The following is a 26,245-nucleotide window of genomic DNA, read 5'->3' on the forward strand; positions in this document are numbered from 1 at the left end:
CGAGGAGACCGCCCATGGCCCGTATCGCTGCCGCCCCGTTCGTGCTGCCGTCCAAGCCGGCGCAGTTCGTGCAGCTCACCAAGCCGCGTGTCGTGCAGCTGGTCGTCTTCTGCGCGCTGATCGGCATGCTGCTGGCGCAGCCCGGCTGGCCCGACCTGCCGCGTCTGCTCGCGGCGACGCTGGGCATCTGGCTCGTGGCCGGCGCGGCCGGGGCCTTCAACTGCCTGGTCGAGCGCGAGATCGACCGGCGCATGGCCCGCACCGCCTGGCGGCCCAGCGCACGCGGCGAACTGGCCCCGGGCGAGACGCTGGTCTTCGCCGCGGCGCTGTGCACGCTGGGCTGCGCCATCCTGCTGGCCTGGGTGAACACGCTGACGGCGCTGCTGACGCTGGCCACCTTCGTCGGTTACGCGATCGTCTACACCGTCGTGCTCAAGCCGCGCACGCCGCAGAACATCGTCATCGGCGGCGCCGCCGGCGCGATGCCGCCGGTGCTGGGCTGGGCGGCGATGACCGGCGAGGTCGGCACGCCGGCGCTCGCGCTGTTCCTCGTGATCTTCCTCTGGACGCCGCCGCACTTCTGGGCGCTGGCGCTGTACCGCGTCGAGGACTACCGCCGCGCCGGGCTGCCGATGCTGCCGGTGACGCACGGCAGCGCCTACACGCGGCTGCAGATCCTGCTCTACACGATCGCCCTGTTCGCCGCGACGCTGCTACCCTTCACGTCCCGGTCGAGCGGCGGGATCTATCTCGCAGCGGCAGTCGTCCTCGGCGCACGTTTCACCGTGCTGGCCTGGCGGCTGTGGCGCGAAGGGGGCGACGCGCTGGCGCGGCAGACCTTCCGCTTCTCGATCTGGCACCTGTCGCTGCTCTTCGCGGCCCTGCTGATCGACCACTACCTCTGGCCATGGCTGTCTTCTCCCGTCGTCTGATCCTTGCCGCCGCCGCGGCGCTCACGCTGGCCGCCTGCGACAGCGGCAACAGCCCGCCGCGTGCCGGCTTCGAAGGCGTCGACATCACCGGCGCCGACTACGCGCGGGAGCTGAACCTGCCCGATGCCGAAGGCCGCCAGCGCAGCCTGCAGGACTTCCGCGGCAAGGTGACGGTGGTCTTCTTCGGCTACACGCAGTGCCCCGACGTCTGCCCGACGACGATGGTCGAGCTCGCCGAGGTCAAGCGGCAGCTCGGCGCCGACGGCGAGCGCATCCAGGGCGTGTTCGTCAGCGTCGACCCCGAGCGTGACACGCCGGAGATGCTGAAGGCCTACGTCGCCAACTTCGATCCTGGCTTCGTTGCGCTGCGCGGCACGCCGGAGCAGACCAAGGCTGCGGCCAAGCAATTCAAGGTCTTCTACAACAAGGTCGCCGGCCAGACGCCGACCAGCTACACCATCGACCACACCGCCGGCTCCTACGTCTTCGACGCCCAGGGCCGGGTGCGGCTGTTCACGCGCTACGGCGCCGGCATCGACAAGCTCAGGCACGACCTGAAGATCCTGCTCGACGAGAAGGCGGCCTGAAAACGACGCGGGCCGCCCGAAGGCGGCCCGGCGGGGGGCGGGGCGGCGGCGTGCGTCAGGCGGCCGCTTCGAGCGCCTTGCGCATCTTCTTCATCGCCGCGACCTCGATCTGGCGGATGCGCTCGGCGCTGACGCCGTAGTCGGCCGCCAGCTCGTGCAGCGTCATGCCGCCGCTGGAGTCGTCGTTCACCTTGAGCCAGCGCTCCTCGACGATGCGTCGGCTGCGCTCGTCGAGCACCGACAGCGCCTGCGCGATGCCGTCGCCCGACAGCCAGTCGCGGCGGCGCGCCTCCAGCAGCCGCGTCGGCTCGCTGGCGTCGTCGGCCAGGTAGGCGATCGGCGCGAAGCTCTCTTCGCCGTCGTCGGTCTGGGGCTCCAGCGCGACGTCGCCGCCCGAGAGCCGGGTTTCCATCTCGACGACCTCGTCGGGCTTGACGTTCAGCTCCCGCGCGACGGTCTCGACCTCGGCCGGCGTCAGCGTGCTGCGGTGCAGGTCGGCGTCGGCGGCCTCGCCCTTCAGGCCCTGCTTCATCGAGCGCAGGTTGAAGAACAGCTTGCGCTGGGCCTTGGTCGTCGCGACCTTGACCATGCGCCAGTTCTTCAGGATGTACTCGTGGATCTCGGCGCGGATCCAGTGCAGCGCGTAGCTGACCAGGCGCACGCCCTGGTCGGGGTCGAAACGTTTGACGGCCTTCATCAGGCCGACGTTGCCTTCCTGGATCAGGTCGCCTTGCGGCAGGCCGTAACCCAGGTACTGGCGCGAGACCGAGACGACGAGGCGCAGGTGCGATAGCACCAGACGGCCGGCGGCTTCGAGGTCGCCGTGCTCGCGCAGGCGCTTGCCCAGCGCCGTTTCTTCCTGCGCGCTGAGCATCGGCAGGCGGTTGACGGCCGTGATGTAGGCGTCCAGGTTGCCGATCGACGGCACCAGGGCCCACGGATCGCGGACGGTCAGGGCGGTGGTGGCAGGGTTCATGGTCGCTTGGGAGTCCTGGAAGCGGTCTCGAGTTCCGTGGAATATTAGCACTCGCTCCGGGTGAGTGCTAAAGACCGCTTCGGACGGAATGTGTGCGCAGGCTCACTTCCTCCCGCGGGCTTGCCATGCCGGCTCACGCAGCAGCCCGACGGGGTGCCCGGCGGTCTGCGGCGCCGGGCGTGCGAGTCCCGGCCGCGTGCACCGGCCGGTTTCGGCGAGCCGGAGCGTGAAGGATTCACGCGCTCTCCCCCTCAACCGGGCGAGTGGGCGCACGGTGCCCCGCGGCTACGATTCCCCTGTTCACAAAAGAGAAATAAAGATACGCATGAAACGCGCCGTGCGCTTGATCACCGAAGCGTCGCTCGTGCTGCCGCTGCTGGCGGCACTGCTCCCGAGCCACGCACAGACGCTCTTGCCGGAGGTGCTGGTCACCAAGGCGGCGATTCCGGACTTCGAGTTCGACTGGGGCCGCAACGGCAGCCTGTGCACCAGCTGCAACTACGGCGACGGCAACGCGCGTTTCGTGTTCTCGGACCCCGCGAACAAGCTCTGGCTGGGCTACGTCGACCACCAGACCGGCGCCTTCTATCCCGCCGACGGCCACGGCGTGCTGCTGGACACCGGCGCTTCGGCGGCCACCGACTTCGGCAACGGCCCCGAGTGGATCGTCACGCCCGAGGGCTCGGGCGTGATGTACACCAAGTACGACATGAGCAAGCCGAAGAAGGCGGCCAACGCCGGCATCGCGATGGCCAGGCAGGTCAACGGCGCCTGGTCCGCGGGCTGGCTGCCCAACCCGATGCAGCGCCAGTCGCCCGACGGCACGAAGAACTTCGACGACGGCGACGTGCGCTTCAGCTACTTCGACCAGCGCACCAACCTCGTCTACTGGCGCTCGCTGCTGACGCCCGACGTCGAACGCTCCCTGCCGATCAGCGACGGCCGCAAGGGCATCGCCCGGCGCTGGGTGGCGGGCACCCGCAAGGTGATCTACGCTACCCAGGCCAAGGGCAGCGACGGCGTGCTGCGCGACCAGGTCTTCCTCTACGACACCGACACCGCAAAGAAGGAGCAGCTGACCTTCGAGCCGAGCTCCAAGCTCGGCGCGTTCATGTGGCGTGCGCCCGAGTTCGGCAACGACTGGGTGTTCTTCACCGTCGCCGACCGCACCAAGCTGCTCGTCTACCGCAAGCTGGCCGACGCCAAGGGGGTGCAGCGCTGGACGGTCATCAAGACCGTCAACACGCCCGCCCAGGTGCCCTACATCTGGTCGCCGGAGCAGTTCACGCACAACGGCAAGTCCTACGTGTTCTTCCAGCTCAGCTCGAGTTCGGTGTTCAACGACACCTCGGTACCCAACCAGCTGGCGATCACCGGCATCGACCCGCTGCGGGCGAACTTCCGCATGCTGACGAACGACCCGGCGACACCGCGTGTGCGCATCGACCCGGAGTACTACATCACGGCGCGGGGCCCGTACATCTATTACACGCGCATCATCCCGTCCAACGCGACCCGACCGCCGGCGAACGACGGCGTCTGGCGCGTGGACACCGGCCTCGGGCCGCCGCTGGTGAGCAAGAGCGCGGCGATGCCCTCGTCGGGGTCCTGACCCGGCGGCGGCGACCGCGCTTCGGTGAGCCGGCCGCCAGGCCTCAGGTGCCGTGCGGCAGGGCGCGCCAGGTCGGCGGCGCCCCGGCCTCGTCCGGCCGCGGGCCGTGCCGGCGAGACCAGAGGTTCGGAATCCAGGAGTTGGCGTAGCTGAACACGTGGGCGTGGGCTTCGCCGTGTTCGTCGAAGCCGAGCGACTGCAGCCCGGCGAGCACGCCGCCATAGACGTGGATCCCGACACCCGGCGCGTCGGCGTGCGGGTTGTCGATCTGGAACATCGGCATGCGCCCGGGTTCGGGCGGCAGCACCTCGCCCGGACGCAGGCGCAGCACCTCGTCGGCCGCGGCGGGGCGGCCGTCGGGCGCACGGTCGTGCAGCCGCAGCCGGTGTTCGCCGCGCAGCATGCCGAACACGCTCCAGACCCCCGTGTCGTGCACCGGCGACCGGAAGCCGGGCGCCGTGACGTAGCTGACCACCGAAAAACGGTCCACCGGGTCGGCGTAGAGCAGGTAGGTGCTGCAGCCCTGGCGCGGCCGGGCCAGTTCGGCAGGCAGCCAGTCGTCCTGGGCGAGCAGCGTGCGCAACTGCCAGGCCAGCAGCTGCAACGGGGGCTCGGTGGCGCCGCAGGCGTTGACGGCGAGGCTGGCGGCCTGCACGAAGCGGCGAAGAGGTTCGAGGCTCAAGACGGCGGTCCCTTGCATCCGACCCGGCCCGCGGCGGAGCCGCTGGTGCCCGAACGTCCGAGATGCGAAGCGGATCGTTCAGACAGTTCAGTCTAGACTGAACATTGGTGATCCACAAGCCGAAGGCCACGGTGCGCGTGCGGGCCGCGTGTGCCGGCGAGGCTGCGCCAGCGCGGCGTTGTGACGGCCTGCTCTTCGTTCTAGACTGATTTCGTGATCGTGGCCGTGCGTTGCACGCCGTCACGCCAACCGGCTCACCGAATCCCATGCCCGAAAACGACGCGGCCGTCGAGCGCTTCATCGAGACCCACGGCCTGCTGGCGGAGGCCGACGGCATGCCCCCGATCCTCGGCCGCATGGCGGCCATCTTCATGCTCGAGCCGGGGCCGTTCAGCTTCTCGGAGATCGGCGAGCGCATGCAGATCAGCCGCGGCAGCGTGAGCACGATGACACGCCTGCTCGAGAACCTGGGTGTGCTCGAACGCATCACGCGCCCGGGCGATCGGCAGACCTATTTCCGCCTCGCCGAGAACCCGGTGCAGGTCTTCACGCAGCGTCGCATCGCGCGCCAGCAGCGCTGCGTCGAGGCCATCGACGACCTGCTCGGCAAGGCGGCACTCGATCTCGAGGCCCGCGCGCGCCTGGCCGAGATCCGCCGCCACCACGCCGAGATGCTGGCGGCAAGCCAGGCCTCGCTCGACCGGCACCGGCCCACGACGTAGCCGGCGGTGTCAGAGCAGGCCCCAGCGCGTCTCGTGCGCGGCCAGGGCCTCGTCGACGGTGCGCAGGAAGCGGCGCACATCCAGCGGCTTGGTCACGTAGTGCGCCGCCCCCAGCGTCAGCGCCTCCTGCATGCGTGCGGTCGTCGCATCGGCGCTGACGACGATGACCGGGATGTCGGCGACGTCGCGGTCCTGCTTCAGGTGGCGCAGCAGCTCCAGCCCGCTGATGTCGGGCAGGTGCATGTCCAGCAGGATCAGGTGCGGGCGGTGCTGGCGCACCGCGGCCAGGCCGTCCAGCCCCATCATCGAGACCTCCAGCGCGATCTGCGGGCGCTGGGCGAGCACGCCGCGCATGACCTCGATGTTGGTCTCGTTGTCCTCGATGTAGTGCACGCGCCGCTTGGCGTAGGGCTCCAGCGGCGAACTGATCGTCGACGGCGGCGCGCCGGCCACGAGCTCGGCACGCGGCAGCGTCAGCGTGAACACCGAGCCGCGGCCGACGCTGCTTTCGCCCTCCAGCGTGCCGCCCATCAGCTCGGCCAGCCGGCGGCTGATGACCAGGCCGATGCCGGTGCCCTCGATGCCGCTCTGCTCGCGCCCCAGGCGGTTGTAGGGCTGGAACAGCCCCGCCACCTGCTCGGGCGTCATGCCCAGGCCGGTGTCGCGCACGCGCAGCTGCACGCGCTGCACGTCGGCTGCCGCCGACTCGACGACGACGGTGCCGCCGGGCCGGTTGTACTTGACGGCGTTGGACAGCAGGTTGGTCAGCACCTGCTTGAGCCGCGTGTCGTCGGCCAGCACCGCCAGCGCCTCGGGCGCGAGGTCGGCGTCGACCGTCACGCCCATGCGCTCGGCGGCGGAGGCGATCATCTCGATGCTCGCGCCGACCGCGGAACGCAGGTCCAGCGGGCGCAGGTCCAGCTGCACCGAACCGGTCTCCAGCCGCGCCAGGTCCAGCGTGTCGTTGATCATCGCCAGCAGGTGCCAGCCGGCGCGCAGCATCTGCGTCGACCATTCGCGCTGGTGCGGGGCCAGCGGCGGGGCGCGGTCCAGGCCCAGCAGCTGGGCGAAGCCGATCATCGCGTTCAGCGGCGTGCGCAGCTCGTGGCTCATGCGCGAGAGGAACTCGGTCTTGGCGCGGTTGGCGGCCTCGGCACGGTGCAGCGCACGTTCGGACTCCTCGAGCCGGCGGTGCTCGGTGATGTCCTCGGCAACACCGGCCAGGCGCCAGGGCAGGCCGGCGGCGTCGCGCAGCAGCGTGAACAGCGTGCGGGCGTGCAGCACCGCACCGTCCGCGCGCTGCAGCCGGGTCTGGCGGCGCACGGTGCTGGCCCGGCCGCTGCGCAGTTCCTCCAGCGCCTGGCGGTCGGCCTCGCGCTCGTCGGGGTGCGAGATGTCGTCCAGCGAGCAGCGCACCAGATCCTCGGCGCTGCGGCCGAGCATCGTGCACAGGCAGGGGTTGGTGTCGACGAGGCGGCCGTCGAGGTCGGCGAACATGACGCCGATCGGCACGTTGTCCAGGATGCCGCGCAGCCGGTCCTGCACCTCGCGCATCTCCTCCTCGGCGCGGCGGCGTTCGCTGATCTCGCGCCGCAGCTCGGCAGTGCGCTCCTCGACTGCCAGGCCGATGCGGTGGGCGCGCCCGGTGACGGTGAGCAGCAGCGCGCCCAGCACCGCGGCGGCGGCCAGGCCGGCCACCGAGAACACCCAGGCGTTGGTCTGCTGGCGTTCGCGCTCCCAGGCCGCCGTCGACGACACGCGCAGCTCCAGCGTGCGCGTGGCCAGCGCGATGCGGTGCAGCGCCACCCGTCGCCCGGCACGTTCGTTCTCGCAGCCGGCCGGCCCGGCCAGGCGCGGGCGCTCGACACCCGCTTCGGTGTCGACCAGGCACCAGCGCAGCCCGTGGGCGTTGTTGCCCGGCAGTCCGGCGAGCAGGCGCTCGGCGCGCACCGTGACGAAGAGCACGCCGCTGAAGCGCTGCAGGCGGCCGGCGGCGTCGTCCGGTTTGGCGCCGTCGTACAGCGGGTAGTAGAGGACGAAGCCGGTCTCGTCGTCCTGCGGGTCGGACTGCGACAGCCGGAACGCGGCGGAGGCGGCCGGTTCGCCGCTGCCGCGTGCCATGTCCAGCGCGGCGCGTGCGGCGGCGACCGTCGTCACGTCCACGCCCAGGGCGCGCTGGTTGGGTTCGCGCGGTGCGATCAGGTCGATGATGACGGCGTCGCCCGCGCCGCCGGGGCCGCGTGTGTAGACGGTGAACCCGGCCTCGCCGGTGTCGCGCAGCCGGGCCTGGAATGCGGCGATGCCGGCGCGCTCGACGCGGCTCGCATGGCCCACCGCACGCAGCTGCAGCGGCTGCGACAGCCACCAGCGGGCGGCGTCGTCCAGGGCCTCGGCGTTCATGCCGCCGGCGGCGCGGTAGGCGCCGGCCAGGGCCTGCAGCGCCTGCATCGGTTCGTGCAGCAGGCGGTCGGCGTCGGCGGCCAGCGAGGCGGCGTCGCTGCGGAAGGCGGTTTCGAGTCGGTCGCGGTCCCAGCGGCCGACGGCCAGCGTCGCGCCCGACAGCAGCAGCGTCGTGAGCAGCAGAGGGGCGGCCACCGTGCGGCGGCGCGGCTGCCAGGCTTCGGACGGGCGGCCGACCAGCGTCAACGCCAGCGGGGCGCCGATCATCACCCCGAGCGCGTCGCCGACCCACCAGGTCAGCGCGGTCAGCGCGATCTGGGACTCGCCGATCGCGCCGGTGGCCCACAGCGCGACCGTCGCCACCAGCGGGTTGACCAGACAGGCGACGATGCCGCCCCAGACGCCGGTGGCGGTGATGTCGCGTGCGCTGTCCAGCACCAGCGGTTGCGGCACGAGCCGGCGCACCAGCGCCGCGCCCAGCCCGGCCTGCAGCATCGCGCCCAGGCCGATGGCCAGCGGCGCGAGCGGCGCGGCGACGTCGGTCTGCCCACGCGCCGCGCCGAGCACGAGATTGACGAGGAAGCTGCCGGTGAAGACCCCCGGCAGCGCCGCGCGCCCGTAGACCAGCACCGCGACCAGCGCTATGCCCGAAGGCGGGTACAGCGGCGAGGCGTAGCCCGGTGGCACCGCCAGCAGCAGGGCGAGCCAGCCGACGGCCGCGTAGCACAGCGCGGTCGCGGTGGCGACCCGCCAGGCTGGCGGCCTGGCGACGGCGGGCGGAGCGTCGGCGTTCGGGCGCACGGGGGGCACTCTACCGCCGCCCGGCGCCGCGTGCCGCGACGCTCAGGAAATGGTCGTGGGGATCAGACGTTGAACAGGAAGTTCATCACGTCGCCGTCCTTGACGACGTACTCCTTGCCTTCGGCGCGCATCTTGCCGGCGTCCTTGGCGCCCTGCTCGCCGCGGAAGGCGACGAAGTCCTCGTAGGCGATCGTCTGGGCGCGGATGAAGCCGCGTTCGAAGTCGGTGTGGATGACGCCGGCGGCCTGCGGCGCGGTGTCGCCGATGTGGATCGTCCAGGCGCGCACTTCCTTCACGCCGGCGGTGAAGTAGGTCTGCAGCCCGAGCAGCTTGAAGGCGGCGCGGATCAGCCGGTTCAGCCCGGGTTCGTCCTGGCCCATCTCGGCCAGGAACAGCGCCCGGTCCTCGTCGCCCATGTCGGCGAGTTCGGCCTCGGTCTTGGCGCAGATCGCCACCACCGGCGCGTTCTGCTTCGCGGCGTACTCGCGCAGACGGTCCAGGAAGGGGTTGTTCTCGAAGCCGGTTTCGCTGACGTTGCCGACGAACATCGCCGGCTTGGCCGTGATCAGGCACAGCGGCTTCAGGATGACACGCTCTTCCTTGCTGAAGTCGATGCTGCGCACCGGCTGCGCCTGGTCCAGCGCCGCCTGGCACTTCTCCAGCACCTTCACCAGCGCCGCTGCTTCCTTGTCGTTGCCCGAACGCGCGGCCTTGACGTAGCGGTGCAGGCTTTTCTCCACCGTGCCCAGGTCGGCCAGGCAGAGCTCGGTCTGGATGACCTCGATGTCGGCGATCGGGTCGACGCGGCCGGCGACGTGGATCACGTTGTCGTCCTCGAAGCAGCGCACGACGTTGACGATGGCGTCGGTCTCGCGGATGTGGCTGAGGAACTGGTTGCCCAGGCCCTCGCCCTTGCTGGCGCCGGCCACGAGGCCGGCGATGTCGACGAACTCGACGATCGCCGGCACCACACGTTCGGGCTGCACGATCTCCGAGAGCTTGACGAGCCGCGGGTCGGGCAGCTCGACGACGCCGACGTTGGGCTCGATCGTGCAGAACGGGTAGTTCTCGGCGGCGATGCCGGCCTTGGTGAGGGCGTTGAAGAGGGTGGACTTGCCGACGTTGGGCAGGCCCACGATGCCGCACTTGAGGCTCATGGAGGGGCTTTCGAGAAAGGGAGCGTTCGGGGCGACGGCGGCGGGCGCCGGCGCGAAGGCGGCGATTTTCCTACAGCCGGCGCCTGCCGTGCGTGTTCAGAAGGCCCAGCTCGCGTTCGCCGCCTGGCCGCGGCGCAGCGTGCGGCCGAATCCTTCGACGATCACCGCATTCATGCCGAAGGTGATGCCGCCGTCCATGCGCGCGTCGGCGCGGAAACCGGCCAGCGTCGCGCCCGGCTCGGTGCCGGTCTCGGCGCTCGCCGGGTCGACGTTGGGGATCGAGCAGCGCACGCAGGGTTTGACGAGCTTGAGCCGCACCGGGCCACCGTCGGCCTCGATGACGATCTCGTCGAGATGGTCCTCGTCGAAGGGCTGCAGGCCGTCGAGCACGAGGTTGGGGCGGAAACGTTCGATGCCCACCGGCGGCTGGCCGCGTGCCGCCAGGCGCTGGTTCAGCTCGGCCAGCGAGGCGCTGGAGGCGACGAGGATCGGGAAACCGTCGGAGAACTGGTTCTCGGCCTCGATGTCGCCGGTCCAGCGGCGCGAGGACAGCCGGCGCTGCTCGGGGTCGAAACGCAGCAGGCGCGCCGGGCGGCCGAGGAAGTCGCTGAACCACTGCGCCGCCAGCGCGCCCAGGGCGTAGGCCGCGACCTCGTCGTCCCAGACGCGGGCGCGGGTGGCGCTCTCGACGCTGTCGATCGCCAGGTGCAATGTCAGCATGCCGGGCGCACGCAGCACCAGTTCGTCGCCGCGCAGCGTCGTCGAGACCAGCGCCAAACGCGGCCACTGACGCTGGGTCAGCATCGCGCCGTTCTCGTCGGCCACCATCCAGGCGCGGTCCAGGTCGAGGCCGGTCTCGACGACGAGCGCCTCGTCGCAGGCAATGCCGGCGCAGGACTTCACCGGATGGACGAACAGCTGCGAGACGCGGCAATCGAGATCGCTCAACTCAAGACTCCGGAAGGCGGACGGGAGCGCCGATTGTGCTCGGCGCGGCCTTCTACAATGACCGTCGCCGCGCTCCGTGCGCGGTCTCGCTGGGGGTGCTGGCCCCGCCGTCGTCCGACGGCCAGGCCGGCTGAGAGAGTCCCTTAGAACCTGATTGAGGTAATCCTCGCGCAGGGAAGTCGAGTCCGGAAGGGTTGCCGCCGTGCTGCTGCGCCGCCGCTTCCGGAGCCGGCCGACCTGCCATTTCGTTTCAAGGACGTCATGGCAAGAACCACGCTCCAGGCCCGCGATCTCTGGGCCGACATCGACGCCGTGCGGCAGCGCCGCCCGCTCGTGCACAGCATCACCAACGTGGTGGTCACCAACTTCAACGCCAACGTGCTGCTGGCCGCCGGGGCCTCGCCGGTGATGACCCAGGCGCACGAGGAGCTGGAGGACATGGTGGCCATCGCCCAGGCGCTGGTCATCAACATCGGCACGCTCGACGCCTACGCCGTCGAGGCGATGACGATGGCGCTGCGTGCGGCCAACGCGCGTGGCGTGCCGGTGGCGCTGGACCCGGTGGGCGCCGGCGCCACCGCCTACCGCAACCGCACGCTGGCAGCGCTGCTGGCCGCCGGCCGGCCGACGGCGATCCGCGGCAACGCCTCGGAGATCATGAGCCTGGCCGGCGAGGCCGTGGCCACGCGCGGCGTCGACAGCAGCGCCGGTGCCGAAGCCGCGCTGGCGCCGGCGCTCGCGCTGGCGGCCAACCACGGCGCCGTGGTCTGCGTCAGCGGCGCCGTCGACCACGTCGTCGCGCCCGACGGGCGTGTGCTGCGCCTGGGCAACGGCCACGAATGGATGACGCGCATCACCGGCGTCGGCTGCTCGCTGACGGCGCTGGTCGGCGCCTTCTGCGCCGTGCAGCCCGACGCCTGGCGCGCCACCGCGGCGGCCACCGCGCTGATGGGCGTGGCCGGCGAGATCGCCGCCGAGCAGGCGCGCGCGCGCGGCGCTGGCGTCGGCACGATGGCTGCGCTGCTGGTCGACGCGCTGCAGCTGGTCGACGAAGCCGGTTTCCTGGCGCGGGCGAGGCTGGTCGATGACTGAGCGCCGCATCCCGATGCACGGCTGGGGCGTCGAGGCGCTGCGGCTGATGCTGGTCACCGACGAAGCGCTGTGCGGCGGCCGGCCGCTGGAGCAGGTCGTCGCCGCCGCGGTGCGCGGCGGCGTGCGCTGCGTGCAGCTGCGCGAGAAGCAGCTCGGCACACGCGCCTTCGTCGAACGCGCCCGGGCGCTGAAGGCGCTGCTCGCGCCCTTGCGGGTGCCGCTGGTCGTCAACGACCGCGTCGACGTCGCGCTGGCCTGCGGCGCCGACGGCGTGCACCTGGGCCAGTGCGACATGCCGGTCGAGGACGCGCGCCGGCTGCTGCCGCCCGAGGTCTTCATCGGCTGGTCGGTCGAGACCCTGGACGACCTGCGCCGCGCCGCCGCGCTGCCGCTGGACTACCTGGGCACCAGCCCGGTCTTCGCGACGGCGACCAAGACCGACGCCGCGCCGCCCTGGGGGCTGGAGGGCCTGCGCGCGGCACGCGAGGCGACGGCCCTGCCGCTGGTCGCGATCGGCGGCCTGCACGCCGGCAACGCCGCGCAGGCGATCGCGCACGGCGCCGACAGCGTCGCCGTCGTCAGCGCGATCTGCTCGGCGGCCGACCCGGAAGTGGCGGCGCGCGAGCTGGCGCAGGCCGTCGCGGAGGGCGCCCGATGACGCCGCCGCCCTTCACCCACCGCTACGCGCGGGTGCTGATCATCGCCGGCTCGGACAGCGGCGGGGGCGCCGGCATCCAGGCCGACCTGAAGGCCGTCGCCGCGCTCGGCGCCTACGGCATGACGGCGATCACCGCGCTGACGGCGCAGAACACGCTGGGCGTGCGTGCGATCCAAGGCGTGCCGCCGGCGATGCTGCGCGCGCAGATCGACGCCGTCGCCGAGGACATCGGTGCCGACGCGGTGAAGATCGGCATGCTGCACGCGCCGGAGATCGTGCACGCCGTCGCCGCCGCGCTGGACGCCCACCGCCTGGCGCCGGTGGTGCTGGACCCGGTGATGATCTCCACCAGCGGCTCGCGCCTGCTGCAGGACGACGCGGTGCAGGCGCTGGTCGCCGAGCTCTTCCCGCGCGCCGCGCTGGTCACGCCCAACCTCGACGAAGCCGGTTTCCTGACCGGCCGCCGGCTGGACGACGAAGCCGGCATGGCGGCGGCGGCCGACGAACTGCTGGCGCGCGGCGCGCCGGCGGTGCTGCTCAAGGGCGGCCATCTGCCGGGCGACGAGGTCGCCGACCTGCTGGCCACGCGCGACGGTCTCCGGCTTTGGCTGCGTGCGCCGCGCATCGCCAGCGCCAACACGCACGGCACCGGCTGCACGCTGTCGTCGGCGATCGCCGCACGCCTGGCGCTGGGCGACGGGCTGCAGGCGGCGGTGCAGACGGCACACGCCTACGTGCGCCGGGCGCTGGCCGCCGGCGCGGCGGTGCGCACCGGCGCCGGCAGCGGGCCGCTGAACCACGGCGCGGCGCCCGAGCCGATGCGGCTGATCGCGCTGTGACGCCGTCGCGGGCTTGCGCGGCGTCGACCCGGCGCGCGCGGCCCGCTCCCTACAATCCGCCGCATGGCCTCCTGCGACGTCCTCGTCCGTGGCGCCGGCGCCGTGGGGCTGGCCGGTGCTCTGTCCCTCGCCCGCCAGGGCCTGCGGGTTGCGCTGCTCGGCGCCGCGCCGCCGGTGGCGCCAGCCGGCCGCGCCGACATCCGCACCTACGCGCTCAACGCCGCCTCGGTCGCGCTGCTGCAGTCGCTGCGGGTCTGGGACGCGCTGCCGCCGGATGCCCGCACGCCGGTGCACGACATGCGTGTCGAAGGCGACGTCCCGGGCAACTCGCTCGATTTCTCGGCCTGGTCGCAGGGCGCCGACGCCCTGGCCTGGATCGTCGACGCCGCCGAGCTCGAACACGCGCTGGGCACCGCCGCCCGTTTTGCGCCGCATCTGGAGCGTGTGACGACCGAGGTGCCCGCCGAGCTGATCGTGCTCGCCGAAGGCAAGGCCTCGCCGACACGCGAGCGCCTGGGCGTCAAGATGGCGCTGCATCCCTACGGCCAGCGGGCGGTCTGCGCCCGGCTTCAGACCGATCAGGCGCACGCCGGCCTGGCGCGCCAGTGGTTCCGTTCGCCCGACATCCTGGCGCTGCTGCCCTTCGACCGGCCGCGCGCCGGGCACGGCTACGGCCTGGTCTGGTCGGTGCCCGAAGCGCGGGCGGCCGAACTGATGGCGCTGGACGACGCCGGTTTCGAAGCCGCGCTGGCCGAAGCCAGCGGCGGCGCTGCCGGCCCGCTGCGCCTGGCCAGCGAGCGCGCCGACTTCCCGCTCGCTTTCGGCCGCGCCGAACGCCTCTGCGGCCCGGGCTGGGTGCTGGTCGGCGACGCCGCCCACGTCGTGCATCCGCTGGCCGGCCAGGGGCTGAACCTGGGCCTGGCCGACGTCGCCGCGCTGTCGGCGGCGATTGCCGGGCGTGAACCGTGGAGGACGCTCGGCGACGAGAAGCTGCTGCGCCGCTACGCCCGTGAACGCGAGCTGCCGACGCGTGCGATGGGCCAGCTCACCGACGCGCTGCTGCACCTGTTCGCGAGCGAAGAACCGCTGCTCAGGGAACTTCGCAACCGCGGCCTGGATCTGGTGAACCGTCTGCCGCCGCTCAAGCGTTTTCTCACCGAGCGGGCGCTGGACCGTCCCCCCGCCGTTTCGAAGGAACCCCGATGAAGACGACGACCGCGCGGCTGGCCCTGGCCGCCGCCGCCGTGCTCGCCTGCGGCAGCGCCGCGGCGCAGGAAGCCGCGATCCGCAAGGCGCTCGCCGAACGCCTGCCGACGATGCCCAGGATCGACGAGGTGCGCCCGGCGCCGATCGCCGGCCTCTACGAGGTGCGCTACGGCGGCACCGAGATCCTCTACGCCGACGCCAAGGGCGAGTTCATCATCCAGGGCTCGATCCTGGACACCAAGACGCTGAGCAACCTGACCGAGGCGCGCCAGGACCAGCTGACGGCGATCGACTTCGCCAAGCTGCCGTTCAAGGACGCGATCACGCTGCGCCAGGGCAGCGGCAAGCGCCAGGTCGCGGTCTTCGTCGACCCGAACTGCGGCTACTGCAAACGTTTCGAGCGTGACCTCGCCGGCGTGAAGGACCTGACGATCCACGCCTTCCTGATGCCGATCCTGGGGCCGGACTCCAACGCCAAGTCGCGCGACATCTGGTGCGCCAAGGACCCGGCCAAGACCTGGCGCGCCTGGATGCTGGACAACGTCGTGCCGCCCAAGGCGATGGGCGCCTGCGACGCCGGCGCGCTGGCGCGCAACGTCGCGCTCGGCCAGCGCCACCGCATCAACGGCACGCCGGCGGTGGTCTTCGAGGACGGCACGCGCAAGCCGGGTGCGATCCCGATCGACCAGGTCGAGAAGCTGTTGGCGGCCGCCGCCCGGAAGAGTTGACGTCCGGCGGCGACAATCGCCGCATGACTGCCACGCTGTCTCCCGCCGCGCTGCGGCTCGGTTACGCCGGGCTCGTGCCCTTCGTGCTCGGTGCCGCCCTGATCTGGCTCGTGCACCCCGAGGTGCTGCCCTACGCGACCTTGTCTCTGGCCGCCTACGCCGCCACCGTCGTGTCCTTCCTCGGCGGCATCCACTGGGGCATCGGTTTCCGCGAGGCGCAGCCCGAAGGCCGGCTCTTCGTCAACGGCGTCGTGCCGCCGCTGGTGGCCTGGGCCGGCGTGATGATGCCGGCCAATGCCGGCCTCGTCGTGCTCGGCGTGATGCTCGTCGTCTGCTACCTCGTCGACCGCGGCGTCTACCCGCGCCACGGCATGGGCCACTGGCTGACGCTGCGCTTCCGCCTCAGCGCGATCGCGTCGCTCAGTTGCTTCCTCGGCGCTGCCGGCGCGGGGAGTTGAGATGCCGCGCTACCGCATCGAGTTCGCCGACCTCAACGCCCACCTGTTTCGCGTCACGCTGACGCTGCCGCGGCCGGCGGCGGCGCAGCGGCTGGCGCTGCCGGCGTGGATCCCGGGCAGCTACATGATCCGCGACTTCGCGCGCCACCTGGTCGGGCTGCAGGCGCGCCAGGGTGAGCGCGAGCTCGTGCTGGAACCGCTGGACAAGACCAGCTGGCTGGCGCGCTGCGACGGCGCCGAGGCGCTGGTCGTCACCGCCACCGTCTACGCCAACGACCCGTCGGTGCGTGGCGCCTTCCTCGACGGCACGCGCGGTTTCTTCAACGGCACCAGCGGGCTGCTGCGCGCCGAAGGCCGCGAGCACGAGCCGCACCTGATCGAACTCGGCCCGCTGCCCGCGGGCTGGGAGGTCGCCACCGCGATGCCGGCCGCCGGCCGGCGGCGCTGGCAGGCCGCCGACTACGACGAGGCCATCGACCACCCGTTCGCCTTCGGCCGCTTCTGGCGCGGGCGTTTCGAGGTCGCCGGGGCCGAGCACGAGATCGCCGTCGACGGCGCCTGGCCCAGTTTCGACGGCGAGCGCCTGCTGGCCGACATCGAGCGCATCTGCCGCTGGCAGATCCGCTTCTGGCACGGCGTGCGTGGCAAGCCGCCGTTCTCGCGCTACCTGTTCCTGCTGCACGCCGCCGAGGACGCCTATGGCGGCCTGGAGCACCGCGCGAGCACGGCGCTGATCGCCTCGCGCCGCGACCTGCCGCGCCGCGGCGAGGCCGAGCCGGGGGATGCCTACGTCGGCTTGCTCGGGCTGTTCAGCCACGAGTACTTCCACACCTGGAACGTCAAGCGGCTGCGCCCGCGTGCGCTGGTCGGTGCCGACCTGGGCCGCGAGGCGCCGACCTCGCTGCTCTGGTTCTTCGAGGGTTTCACGTCCTACTACGACGATCTGTCGCTGCTGCGCACCGGCCAGATCACGCGGGACCGCTACCTGGCGCTGCTCGGCAAGCAGTTCGCCGGCGTGCTGGCGACGCCGGGCCGGCAGGTGCAGAGCGTCGCGCAGGCCGCGGCCGACGCCTGGACACGCTACTACCGCGCCGACGAGAACACGCCCAACGCGACCGTCAGCTACTACGCCAAGGGGGCGCTGGTCGCGCTGCTCGTCGACCTGCGCCGGCGCGCCGCCGGCAGCTCGCTGGACGAGGCGATGCGCCGGCTCTGGAAGCGCCACGCCGAACGCCCGGTCGACGAGGCCGATCTGGTGGCCGCGCTGGCCGACGGCGTACCCGGTCTCGCCGAGGAGCTGGCCGACTGGGTGCACGGCACCGGCGAGCTGCCGGTGGCCGAGGCGCTGGCCGGCTTCGGCGTCGCGACGCAGCTGGGCGCCGGCACGCTGGCGCAGCGCCTGGGGCTGCGGCTCGCCGAAGGCGCGTCCGGCTCGGTGGTGCGCCAGGTGCTGCGCGGCAGTGCCGCCGAAGCCGCGGGCCTCGCCCCCGGCGACGAACTGCTGGCCGCCGGTGGCTGGCGGCTGCGCCGGCTGGAGGACGTGCTGCAGTGGCTGCCGGCCGACGCGCCGTTCGAGCTGCTGGTCGCACGCGACCAGCGCCTGCACCGGCTCCGACTGGTGCCCGGTGCCGCGGCCTCGCCGACCGTCAGCCTGGCTGCCGACACCAGCGCCCCGGCCGTGGCGCTGGCGCGCCGCAAGGACTGGCTGGGCGGCTGATGGAGCGGCGCACGCGGCGGCGGGCGGCGCTGGCGGCGCTGGCGCTGGCGCTCGTCGCCGTGCATCTGCAGCTGGCCGACGCCGTGCTGCGCACGGGCTGGGGCGGCAACGACGACCCGCCGCCCAAGCCGCTGGACGTCAGCTTCGTGCAGACCCTGCTGCCCGCCGCGCCGCCCCCGCCCCCGCCGGCACCGGCCGCACGGCCCAAGCCGCGCCGTGCGCCGGTCGTCGCCGAGGCGGCCTCGGCGCCGGCTTCGGCGCCCTCCGCGCCCGAGCCGGTGATGGCCGAGGCGGCCCCGGCCTCCGAGTCGCTGCCACCGATCGGCGACGAGGCGCTGGCGCAGGCCGACCCGGTGCCGCTGCCGGCCTCGGCGGCCTCGGCCCCGGCCATGGCCGAAGGTGATCCCGATGCCGAACCCTTCGACTGGCCGCCGTCGACGCAACTGGCCTACGACCTGAGCGGCAACTACCGCGGCCCGGTGCAGGGCCAGGCCACCGTCGAGTGGCTGCGCGAAGGCGCGCGCTACCAGGTGCACCTGGAGGTGACGATCGGCCCGTCGTTCGCGCCGCTGGTCACGCGCCGGCTGTCCAGCGACGGCGAGGTCACCGAGCACGGCCTGCGCCCGAGGCGCTACGACGAGACGACTCGTGCCGCGTTCCGCGACCCCAAGCACCAGACGGTGCTGTTCGGCGACGAGCTCATCCGTTTCGCCAACGGACGCGAGGCGCCGCGGCTGCCCGGCGTGCAGGACAGCGCGAGCCAGTTCGTGCAGCTCACCTGGCTGTTCACGACCCAGCCGGCGCTGCTGCAGCCGGGGCGATCGGTGCAGCTGCCGCTGGCCCTGCCTCGCCGCGCCGACCTCTGGACCTACGACGTCATCGGCCACGAGACGCTGCACACGCGTTTCGGCGAGCTCGAGACGCTGCATGTCAAACCGCGCCGTGCGCCGCGGCCGGGCAAGGAGCTGACGGCCGAGATGTGGGTCGCGCCGACGCTGCAGTACCTGCCGGTGCGCATCCTCATCCGCCAGGACGACGACACCTGGGTCGACCTGCTGATCCGCCAGCTGCCGCGCCAGTCGGCGCCGACCTGAACGCGCTTGCGGCATAGTCGGCGCCGAGCCCGCACGGGCGCTTCACCGACAACAGGAGACCGCCGCATGACGACCCCCGAACCGCTGGTGCTGACCGAACTGCGTGGCGACGGCGAACGCCGCACCGCGCTCCTCACGCTGAACCGGCCCAAGCAGCTCAACGCGCTGAACGATGCGCTGATGGACCAGCTCGGCGACGCGCTCGCCGCCTTCGACGCCGACGACACGGTCGGCTGCATCGTCATCACCGGCAGCGAGAAGGCCTTTGCCGCCGGCGCCGACATCACGGCGATGGCCGGCTTCAGCTTCATGGACGCCTACAAGGGCGACTTCATCACGCGCAACTGGGAGCGCATCCTGCGCGTGAGGAAACCCGTGATCGCCGCGGTCTCCGGCTTCGCGCTCGGCGGCGGCTGCGAGCTGGCGATGATGTGCGACTTCATCATCGCCGCCGACACGGCGAAGTTCGGCCAGCCGGAGATCAAGCTCGGCATCATCCCCGGCGCCGGCGGCACGCAGCGCCTGCCGCGGGCGGTGGGCAAGGCCAAGGCGATGGACATGATCCTGACGGCCCGTTTGATGGACGCCGCCGAGGCCGAACGCGCCGGGCTGGTGTCGCGCATCGTTCCGGCGGCCGCGCTGCTCGACGAGGCGCTGGCCGCCGCCGAGCTGATCAACGCCCAGAGCGGCCCGAGCGTGATGATGGCCAAGGAGTGCGTCAACCGCGCCTTCGAGGCGGGCCTGGCCGACGGCCTGGGCTACGAGCGCCGGCTGTTCCACGCGCTGTTTGCCACCGAGGACCAGAAGGAAGGCATGGCGGCCTTCGTCGCCAAGCGCAAGCCGGCGTTCAGGCAGCGCTAGCTCAGGGCGCCAGCCAGTGCCCGCCGTCGGCGTCGAAGAGCGCGCGGCGCTGGCCTTCGGGGTGCAGCTCCAGCCAGTCCAGCGCATCGACGCGCATCGTCATCATCGCGAAGTGGGCGCGGGTGCCGCGTTCGGGCACCGGCTTGACGATGCGGCTGCCCGGCGGCAGCGGCGACAGGTAGTCCTGCGCGGCAGGCGTCATCATCAGCCTGGCCCAGCGCGACCAGACGGCCAGGCCCGTGGTCTCGACCGTCACGTGCACGTGGGCGCGCAACTGCCAGCCGCGGGTCGCCGACCACAGCACCAGCACGCCTTCGGGATGCGTCTGGACGTGCGCGACCTTGGGGCTGCGCGCGTCGGTGTAGACGATCAGCGAATGCGCCGCCGGCTCGACCTCGCGCAGCACGACGCTGCGGGCGTCGGCGCGCTGGCCGTCGGTGGTGGCGAGCACGCCGACGTGCCAGTCGTGGGCCGAGTCGGTCGCGCGGCCCAGTTCGTGCCAGACGGCGTCCTCGATGGCGGCGAGGTCGTGCAGGCGTTCGTTCATTCTTCTTCGTCTCCCGCTGCCGACTCGCCACCGTCGTCGCGTCAGGCCTCCCGTCGCAGCGCCGGGAACAGGATCACGTCGCGGATGCTGGGGCTGTCGGTCAGCAGCATGATGAGCCGGTCGATGCCGATGCCGCAACCACCGGCCGGGGGCATGCCGTACTCCAGTGCGCGGATGAAGTCGGCGTCGTAGTACATCGCCTCCTCGTCGCCGGCGTCCTTGTTCGCCACCTGGGCCTGGAAACGTGCCGCCTGGTCCTCGGCGTCGTTGAGCTCGGAGAAGCCGTTGGCGTACTCGCGCCCGGTGATGAAGAGCTCGAAACGTTCGGTGATCGACGGGTTGCTGTCCGAGGCACGCGCCAGCGGCGAGACCTCGACCGGATAGTCGATGATGAAGGTCGGCTGCCAGAGCTTGTCCTCGACCGCGGCCTCGAACAGGCCGAACTGCAGCTCGGCCAGCGTCCAGTGCGCAGGCGGCTCCTCGCCCAGCGCCTTCAGCTTCGCGTGCAGCGCCGCGGCATCGTCGGCCTCGCTCTCGCTGACGCCGGCGTGCACGACCAGCGAGTTGCGCACCGACAGCCGCGCGAACGGCTGGGCCAGGTCGACCTCGCGGCCGGCGTAGCTCAGCGTGGCGCTGCCGGTGGCGGCGCGCGCGGCGTGGCGCAGGACCTGTTCGGTGAAGTCCATCAGGTCGTGGTGCGTCCAGTACGCCGCGTAGAACTCCATCATCGTGAACTCGGGGTTGTGCCGGACGCTGATCCCCTCGTTGCGGAAGTTGCGGTTGATCTCGAACACGCGCTCGAAGCCGCCGACCAGCAGCCGCTTCAGGTAGAGCTCGGGCGCGATGCGCAGGAACATCTCCTGGTCCAGCGCGTTGTGGTGCGTGACGAAGGGCTTGGCGTTCGCGCCGCCCGGGATCGGATGCAGCATCGGCGTCTCGACCTCGAGGAAGCCGTGCTCGACCATGTACTGGCGGATCGAGCTGACGGCCTTGCTGCGGGCGACGAAACGCGAACGCGCGGTGTCGTCGGTCATCAGGTCGACGTAGCGCTGGCGGTACTTCTGTTCCTGGTCGGTCATGCCGTGGAACTTGTCCGGCAGCGGCCGCAGGCTCTTGGTCAGCAGGCGAACGCTGGTCGCCTTGATCGACAGCTCGCCGGTCTTGGTGCGGAACAGCGTGCCTTCGCAGCCGAGGATGTCGCCCAGGTCCCAGCGCTTGAATGCGGCCAGGGTCTCGGGCCCGACGGCGTCCTGCGTGACGTAGAGCTGGATGCGGCCGGTGGCGTCCTGCAGCGTCGCGAAGCAGGCCTTGCCCATCACGCGCTTGAGCATCATGCGACCGGCCACCGACACCGTGACGGCCTGGGGCTCGAGCTCCTCGTTGGGCACCTGGCCGTGTTTGTGGTGCAGGTCCGCGGCGTGGTGGCGGGGCTTGAAGTCGTTCGGGAAAGCCACGCCTGCGGCGCGGATGGCTTGCAGCTTCTCGCGGCGTTCGGCGATCAGTTGGTTGTCGTCGGTCATGGGGGGCCCGGTGATGTGCCGCAATTTTAGGCGCAGCCTAGAATGCCCGGTTCGATGAAAGTCAGCCCCTGCCTGCCGATCGTGCAGCGCCCGATCCGCTTCGCGCTGGTCGGATGCGGCCGCATCTCGGCCAATCATGTCGAGGCGCTGCGCCAGCACGCCGAACGCGCCCAACTCGTCGCCGTCTGCGACAACCGCCCCGAAGCGCTCGCCGCCGCGGTCGCCAAGACCGGCGCCGCCGGCTACGCCAGCCTCGACGAACTGCTCGAGGCCAGCGACTGCGACATCGTCACGCTGGCCACGCCCAGCGGCCTGCACCCGCGCCAGGCGATGAAGGCCGCGCGCGCCGGCCGCCACGTGCTCACCGAGAAGCCGATGGCGACCAAGTGGGACGAAGGCATGGAGATGGTGCGCGTCTGCCGCGAGGAGGGCGTCAAGCTCTTCGTCGTCAAGCAGAACCGGCTCAACCCGACGATGCAGCTGTTGAAGCACGCGGTCGACGCCGGGCGTTTCGGCCGCATCCACTGCGTCGTCGTCAACGTCTTCTGGACCCGCCCGCAGAGCTACTACGACGACGCGCCCTGGCGCGGCCGCTGGGACCTCGACGGCGGTGCCTTCCTGAACCAGGCCAGCCATTACGTCGACATGGTCGACTGGCTGGTCGGCCCGGTCGACAACGTGCACGCCTACACCGCGACGCTGGGCCGCGACATCGAGGCCGAGGACACCGGCGTGATGTCGCTGCGCCTGCGCAAGGGCGGCCTGGCCTCGATCAACGTGACGATGCTCACCCACGGCAAGAACTTCGAGGGCAGCATCACCATCCTCGGCGAGCGCGGCACGGTGCGCATCGGCGGCGTTGCCGTCAACCAGATCCAGCACTGGCAGTTCGACACCCCGGCGCCCGAGGACGAGGCGGTGAAGAACACCAGCTACGCCGCGCCCTCGGTCTACGGCCCCGGCCACCCGCTGTACTACGACAACGTGATCGGCACGCTGCGCGGCGAGAAGAGCGCCGAGGTCGACGGCTACGAAGGCCTGCGCTCGCTCGAAGTGATCATCGCCGCCTACCGCAGCGCGCGCGACGGCTGCCGCGTCGGGTTGCCGCTGGTGTTCTGATGCAACCGCCCGCCGACTCTCGCGGTCAGGCCCCCTCTCCCGCGAGCGGGAGAGGGGGCGAGGCGGTGCACCACAGCGCGATCATCGACGACGGCGCGACGCTGGGCGAGGGCACGCGCGTCTGGCACTTCGCCCATGTCTGCGGTGGTGCGCGCGTCGGCGCCGGCTGCTCGCTGGGGCAGGGCGTCTACGTCGGCAACGACGTCGTCATCGGCGACAACGTCAAGATCCAGAACAACGTCTCGGTCTACGACGCCGTCACGCTCGAGGACGACGTCTTCTGCGGCCCGAGCATGGTCTTCACCAACGTCTTCAACCCGCGCTCCGCCGTGCCGCGCAAGCACGAGTACCGGCGCACGCTGGTGCGCCGCGGCGCGACGCTGGGCGCCAACTGCACCATCGTCTGCGGCACGACGATCGGCGAATACGCCTTCGTCGGCGCCGGCGCCGTGGTCAGCCGCGACGTGCCGCCGTACGCGCTGGTCGTCGGCGTGCCGGCGCGCCGCATCGGCTGGATGAGCCGCCACGGCGAACGCCTGGCGCTGCCGCCCAGCGGCCACGGCGAGGCCGAATGTCCGGCCACCGGCGAACGCTACCGCCTCGACGGCGACACCCTCATTCCATGCAGTTCACCGACCTGAAGTCGCAGTACGCGGCGCTGAAGGGCTCGATCGACGCGCGCATCCAGCGTGTGCTCGACCACGGCCAGTACATCATGGGCCCCGAAGTCGCCGAGCTCGAGACCGCGCTCGCCACCTTCGCCGGCACGAAACACTGCATCACGGTGGCCAGCGGCACCGAGGCGCTGCTGATCGCCTTGATGGCGCTGGACCTGCAGCCCGGCGACGAGGTCGTCACGACGCCGTTCAGCTTCGCCGCGACGGCCGAGACCATCGTGCTCGCCGGCGCGCGCCCGGTCTTCGTCGACGTCGAGCCCGACACCGCCAACCTCGACGTCGCGCGGCTGGAGGCGGCGATCGGCCCGCGCACCAAGGCCATCGTGCCGGTGAGCCTGTACGGCCAGGTCGCCGACCTCGACGAGATCAACACCATCGCCGCGCGCCACGGGCTGGCGGTGATCGAGGACGCGGCGCAGAGCTTCGGCGCCGTCTACCGCGGCCGGCGCTCGTGCGCGCTGTCGACCTTCGGCGCCACCAGCTTCTTCCCGAGCAAGCCGCTGGGCTGCTACGGCGACGGCGGCGCGCTGTTCACCAGCGACGACCGGCTGGCGCAGGCGGCGCGCGAGATCCGCGTGCACGGCCAGAGCGCACGTTACCGCCACACCCGGCTGGGCGTCGGCGGCCGCATGGACACGCTGCAGTGCGCCGTCGTGCTCGCCAAGCTGGAGCGTTTCGACTGGGAGCTGGAGCGCCGTGCGGCGATCGGCGCGCGTTACCGCGAGGGGCTGGCCGGCGTCGAGCAGGTCACGGTGCGGCCCGACCGCAACTCGGTCTACGCCCAGTACACGGTGATGGTCGACGGACGTGAAGCCGTGCAGGCGGCGCTGAAAGCCGCCGGCGTGCCGACCGCCGTGCACTACCCGGTGCCGCTGCACCACCAGCCGGCCTACGCCGCCTACGCCACGCCCGACGCCTGCCCGGTGGCCGCGCGCCTGGCGCAGCGGGTGCTGAGCCTGCCGATGAGCGCTGACCTCAGCGAGGCCGACCAGGACACCGTCGTCGCGGCGCTGCGCCGCGCGCTGGCCTGAACTCCCGCACACCCCGATGAGCCGCGCCGTCGCCCGCGGCACCGCGATCAACCTCGTGGCCCGGCTGGCCGCCGTCGGCCTGGTGCTGGCGCTGACGACGGTCGCCGCGCGCCTGGGCACCGAGCAGCAGGGTGTGTTCGCGCTGTTCACCAGCGTCGAAGGCCTGCTGCTGGCGCTGATGTCCGGGTTCGGCATCGCGCTGGCGCGGCGTGTCTCGCACCACGGCCAATCCTCGCCGGCGCTGCTGGGCGCGGTGGTCCTGGCCTGCGTCGCCGCCGGCGCCGTGGCCGGGTTGGGGCTGTGGCTGTTCTCGCGTGTCGGCCCGCCGGCTTACGCCTCGCTGTGGATGCTGGCGCTGGCCGCGCCGCTGCTGCTGCTGGCACCCAACGTCGCCGGGCTCTGGCTGGGGCAAGGGCGCATGGCGCCGATGGCGCTGGTCTCGGTGGCGCCGCCGGCCATCGCGCTGGCCGCGCTGGGTGCCGTCGCGCTGGCCCAGGCGCTGGCGCTGCCGGCGCTGCTGGCCTGCTGGGTGGCGGCCAAGGTCACGGTCGGGCTCGTGCTGCTGGGGCTGCTGGCGCGCCGCGGCCGGCTGGCCTCGCCCGACCTCGGCGCCTTGCGCGCCGAGCTGCCTTTCGTCGCGACGATCGCGCTGTCCAACCTCGTCTCGCTGGCCAACTACCGCGTCGGCCTGTTCGTCGTCGAGCGCACGCTGGGGCTGTCGGCCACCGGCGTCTATTCGATCGCGGTGATGGTCGCCGAGCTGCTGTGGTTCGTCTCGGGCTCGTTGACCCAGGCCGTCTACGGCCGCATCGGCACGCCCGACCGCGAGCGCGCGGCCCAGACGACGCTGCGGGCGCTGCACCTCAGCTGGCTGGCGCTGCTGGTGGCCGCGCCGCTGCTCTGGGCGGCGGCGGCGCTGATCCTGCCGCGCGCGCTGGGGCCGGCCTATGCCGACAGCCTGCTGCCGCTGGCGCTGCTGCTGCCCGGCGTGCTGGCCTTCGGCGGCGCGTCGGCGATGTCGGCCTTCTTCACCAACCACGCCGGCCAGCCCCAGGTGCCGGCGCGCATCGCCGCCGGCTCGCTGGCGTTGAACGCGGCGCTGGCCGTGCTGCTGGTGCCGCAGTGGGGTGCGGCCGGGGCGGCGCTGGCGGCGTCGGTCGCCTACGGGATCTCGGTGCTGCTGCTGGCGCGGCGTTTCGCCGCCGCCGCCGGCTGGCCGCTGGCGACGGTGCTGCGCCCGGGCCGCCACTGGGCCGACGGCCTGCGGGCGCTAGCATCCCGCACCGGAGGTCCAGGGCGATGAAGGAGACGCTGCAGCGCTGGTGGCGCACGCTGTTCGGCCCGCGCATGTTCTACGGCTGGCGCCGCGGCGACGGCGTCTGGCTGGCGCACACGCGCATCAGCGGGGCTTCGCGGCTGGAGGCGCCCGAGCGCCTGCAGATCGAGGACCACGTCTACATCGGCCCGTTCAACTTCATCGACGCCTCGGGCGGGCTGACGATCGGCGAGGGCTGCCAGATCTCCACCCACTGCGTCGTGCTGAGCCATTCCAGCCACCAGGCGGTGCGCCTGGCCGGCCGCAGCTACTGGGGCGAGGCCGACCCGCCCGGCTACCGGCGTGCGCCGACCTCGATCGGCGCCTACAGCTTCCTCGGCTCGCACAGCGTTGTCGCGCCGGGCAGCCGCATCGGCCGCGGCGCGCTGGTGCGCGCCTTCAGCTACGTCAGCGGCGAGGTGCCCGACTTCGCGATCGTCGCCGGCCAGCCGGCGCGGGTGATCGGTGACACGCGCGAAGCCGACGAAGCCTGGTTCGCGGCGCATCCCGACGCACGCGCCGACTACGACGAGTGGGTGCGGCGCACCGGCGCGGGCGGTTCCTGA

25 protein-coding genes are annotated in these 26,245 nt (G+C 72.2%); 18 read left to right on the forward strand and 7 right to left on the reverse strand.

Features of this window, described 5'->3' with window-relative positions; translation table 11 throughout:
- Positions 1 to 14: 14 nt before the first annotated feature.
- The gene (cyoE, locus tag EV684_RS10530; protein WP_132646965.1) at positions 15 to 932 is read left to right on the forward strand and encodes a heme o synthase; all 918 of its coding nucleotides are present in this window, start codon (positions 15 to 17) and stop codon (positions 930 to 932) included.
- Positions 908 to 1,519, forward strand: coding sequence for an SCO family protein (locus EV684_RS10535; RefSeq protein ID WP_200222420.1), 612 nt, complete (start codon positions 908 to 910; stop codon positions 1,517 to 1,519). The genes cyoE and EV684_RS10535 overlap by 25 nt, the downstream gene beginning before the upstream one ends.
- 55 nt (positions 1,520 to 1,574) lie before the next feature.
- Here the strand turns inward: EV684_RS10535 and rpoH are convergent, their stop codons facing one another.
- On the reverse strand, positions 1,575 to 2,495 hold the full coding sequence (gene rpoH / locus EV684_RS10540) for an RNA polymerase sigma factor RpoH (RefSeq protein ID WP_132646967.1): 921 nt from the start codon (positions 2,493 to 2,495) through the stop codon (positions 1,575 to 1,577).
- 325 nt (positions 2,496 to 2,820) lie between these two features.
- Here rpoH and EV684_RS10545 point away from each other — a divergent pair, with 325 nt between their 5' ends.
- Entirely contained in the window at positions 2,821 to 4,107 is a 1,287-nt protein-coding gene (locus EV684_RS10545; RefSeq protein ID WP_132646969.1) for a hypothetical protein, read from the forward strand.
- Between the two features lie 43 nt (positions 4,108 to 4,150).
- Here EV684_RS10545 and EV684_RS10550 read toward each other — a convergent pair whose 3' ends face one another.
- Positions 4,151 to 4,789: a cysteine dioxygenase family protein gene (locus EV684_RS10550; RefSeq protein ID WP_132646971.1), complete on the reverse strand. Its 639-nt coding sequence runs from the start codon at positions 4,787 to 4,789 to the stop codon at positions 4,151 to 4,153.
- Positions 4,790 to 5,055: 266 nt separating this feature from the next.
- On the opposite strand from EV684_RS10550, the gene EV684_RS10555 reads away from it, so the two are divergent.
- A complete protein-coding gene (locus EV684_RS10555) occupies positions 5,056 to 5,511 on the forward strand; it encodes a GbsR/MarR family transcriptional regulator (protein ID WP_132646973.1) in 456 nt (151 codons plus the stop codon).
- Positions 5,512 to 5,520: 9 nt separating this feature from the next.
- Here the strand turns inward: EV684_RS10555 and EV684_RS10560 are convergent, their stop codons facing one another.
- From EV684_RS10560 to EV684_RS10570, 3 genes are all read right to left on the reverse strand, one after another.
- Positions 5,521 to 8,712: a CHASE domain-containing protein gene (locus tag EV684_RS10560; protein WP_132646975.1), complete on the reverse strand. Its 3,192-nt coding sequence runs from the start codon at positions 8,710 to 8,712 to the stop codon at positions 5,521 to 5,523.
- Positions 8,713 to 8,774: 62 nt separating this feature from the next.
- Positions 8,775 to 9,869 (reverse strand): redox-regulated ATPase YchF, encoded by a 1,095-nt coding sequence (ychF, locus tag EV684_RS10565; protein WP_132646977.1) that lies wholly within the window; start codon positions 9,867 to 9,869, stop codon positions 8,775 to 8,777.
- 96 nt (positions 9,870 to 9,965) lie between these two features.
- Entirely contained in the window at positions 9,966 to 10,817 is an 852-nt protein-coding gene (locus EV684_RS10570) for an MOSC domain-containing protein (RefSeq protein WP_132646979.1), read from the reverse strand.
- A gap of 261 nt (positions 10,818 to 11,078) precedes the next feature.
- Here EV684_RS10570 and thiM point away from each other — a divergent pair, with 261 nt between their 5' ends.
- The 9 genes from thiM (at position 11,079) to EV684_RS10615 (ending at position 19,470) form a co-directional block, all read left to right on the forward strand.
- Complete coding sequence (thiM, locus tag EV684_RS10575) at positions 11,079 to 11,909, forward strand: hydroxyethylthiazole kinase (protein WP_132646981.1); 831 nt, start codon at positions 11,079 to 11,081, stop codon at positions 11,907 to 11,909.
- Entirely contained in the window at positions 11,902 to 12,567 is a 666-nt protein-coding gene (gene thiE / locus EV684_RS10580) for a thiamine phosphate synthase (RefSeq protein WP_132646983.1), read from the forward strand. Before thiM ends, thiE begins: the two co-directional genes overlap by 8 nt.
- Positions 12,564 to 13,406, forward strand: a complete 843-nt coding sequence (thiD, locus tag EV684_RS10585) for a bifunctional hydroxymethylpyrimidine kinase/phosphomethylpyrimidine kinase (RefSeq protein WP_132646985.1) — start codon at positions 12,564 to 12,566, stop codon at positions 13,404 to 13,406. The genes thiE and thiD overlap by 4 nt, the downstream gene beginning before the upstream one ends.
- Positions 13,407 to 13,469: 63 nt before the next feature.
- Positions 13,470 to 14,612: an FAD-dependent monooxygenase gene (locus tag EV684_RS10590; RefSeq protein ID WP_132646987.1), complete on the forward strand. Its 1,143-nt coding sequence runs from the start codon at positions 13,470 to 13,472 to the stop codon at positions 14,610 to 14,612.
- On the forward strand, positions 14,609 to 15,340 hold the full coding sequence (locus EV684_RS10595) for a DsbC family protein (protein ID WP_132646989.1): 732 nt from the start codon (positions 14,609 to 14,611) through the stop codon (positions 15,338 to 15,340). The genes EV684_RS10590 and EV684_RS10595 overlap by 4 nt, the downstream gene beginning before the upstream one ends.
- Before the next feature lie 23 nt (positions 15,341 to 15,363).
- A complete protein-coding gene (locus tag EV684_RS10600; protein ID WP_132646991.1) occupies positions 15,364 to 15,798 on the forward strand; it encodes a DUF3429 domain-containing protein in 435 nt (144 codons plus the stop codon).
- Position 15,799: 1 nt separating this feature from the next.
- The gene (locus EV684_RS10605) at positions 15,800 to 17,515 is read left to right on the forward strand and encodes a M61 family metallopeptidase (protein WP_132646993.1); all 1,716 of its coding nucleotides are present in this window, start codon (positions 15,800 to 15,802) and stop codon (positions 17,513 to 17,515) included.
- Positions 17,515 to 18,609, forward strand: a complete 1,095-nt coding sequence (locus EV684_RS10610) for a DUF3108 domain-containing protein (RefSeq protein ID WP_132646995.1) — start codon at positions 17,515 to 17,517, stop codon at positions 18,607 to 18,609. Before EV684_RS10605 ends, EV684_RS10610 begins: the two co-directional genes overlap by 1 nt.
- 66 nt (positions 18,610 to 18,675) lie before the next feature.
- Positions 18,676 to 19,470 (forward strand): enoyl-CoA hydratase, encoded by a 795-nt coding sequence (locus EV684_RS10615; protein WP_242478553.1) that lies wholly within the window; start codon positions 18,676 to 18,678, stop codon positions 19,468 to 19,470.
- A gap of 1 nt (position 19,471) precedes the next feature.
- Here EV684_RS10615 and EV684_RS10620 read toward each other — a convergent pair whose 3' ends face one another.
- Positions 19,472 to 20,017 carry a PNPOx family protein gene (locus EV684_RS10620; RefSeq protein WP_132646997.1) on the reverse strand — a complete coding sequence of 182 codons (546 nt, stop codon included), beginning with the start codon at positions 20,015 to 20,017 and terminating at the stop codon, positions 19,472 to 19,474.
- 41 nt (positions 20,018 to 20,058) lie between these two features.
- Positions 20,059 to 21,537: a lysine--tRNA ligase gene (lysS, locus tag EV684_RS10625; protein ID WP_132646999.1), complete on the reverse strand. Its 1,479-nt coding sequence runs from the start codon at positions 21,535 to 21,537 to the stop codon at positions 20,059 to 20,061.
- A gap of 54 nt (positions 21,538 to 21,591) precedes the next feature.
- On the opposite strand from lysS, the gene EV684_RS10630 reads away from it, so the two are divergent.
- From EV684_RS10630 to EV684_RS10650, 5 genes are all read left to right on the forward strand, one after another.
- On the forward strand, positions 21,592 to 22,656 hold the full coding sequence (locus EV684_RS10630; protein WP_132647001.1) for a Gfo/Idh/MocA family protein: 1,065 nt from the start codon (positions 21,592 to 21,594) through the stop codon (positions 22,654 to 22,656).
- Between the two features lie 65 nt (positions 22,657 to 22,721).
- The gene (locus EV684_RS10635; protein WP_132647003.1) at positions 22,722 to 23,297 is read left to right on the forward strand and encodes an acyltransferase; all 576 of its coding nucleotides are present in this window, start codon (positions 22,722 to 22,724) and stop codon (positions 23,295 to 23,297) included.
- Entirely contained in the window at positions 23,279 to 24,364 is a 1,086-nt protein-coding gene (locus EV684_RS10640) for a DegT/DnrJ/EryC1/StrS family aminotransferase (RefSeq protein ID WP_132647005.1), read from the forward strand. Before EV684_RS10635 ends, EV684_RS10640 begins: the two co-directional genes overlap by 19 nt.
- Positions 24,365 to 24,380: 16 nt before the next feature.
- The gene (locus EV684_RS10645; RefSeq protein WP_132647007.1) at positions 24,381 to 25,667 is read left to right on the forward strand and encodes an MATE family efflux transporter; all 1,287 of its coding nucleotides are present in this window, start codon (positions 24,381 to 24,383) and stop codon (positions 25,665 to 25,667) included.
- A complete protein-coding gene (locus EV684_RS10650; protein ID WP_132647009.1) occupies positions 25,664 to 26,245 on the forward strand; it encodes an acyltransferase in 582 nt (193 codons plus the stop codon). Before EV684_RS10645 ends, EV684_RS10650 begins: the two co-directional genes overlap by 4 nt.

It is taken from the genome of Rubrivivax gelatinosus, assembly GCF_004340905.1.
Lineage (GTDB): Bacteria > Pseudomonadota > Gammaproteobacteria > Burkholderiales > Burkholderiaceae_C > Rubrivivax > Rubrivivax gelatinosus.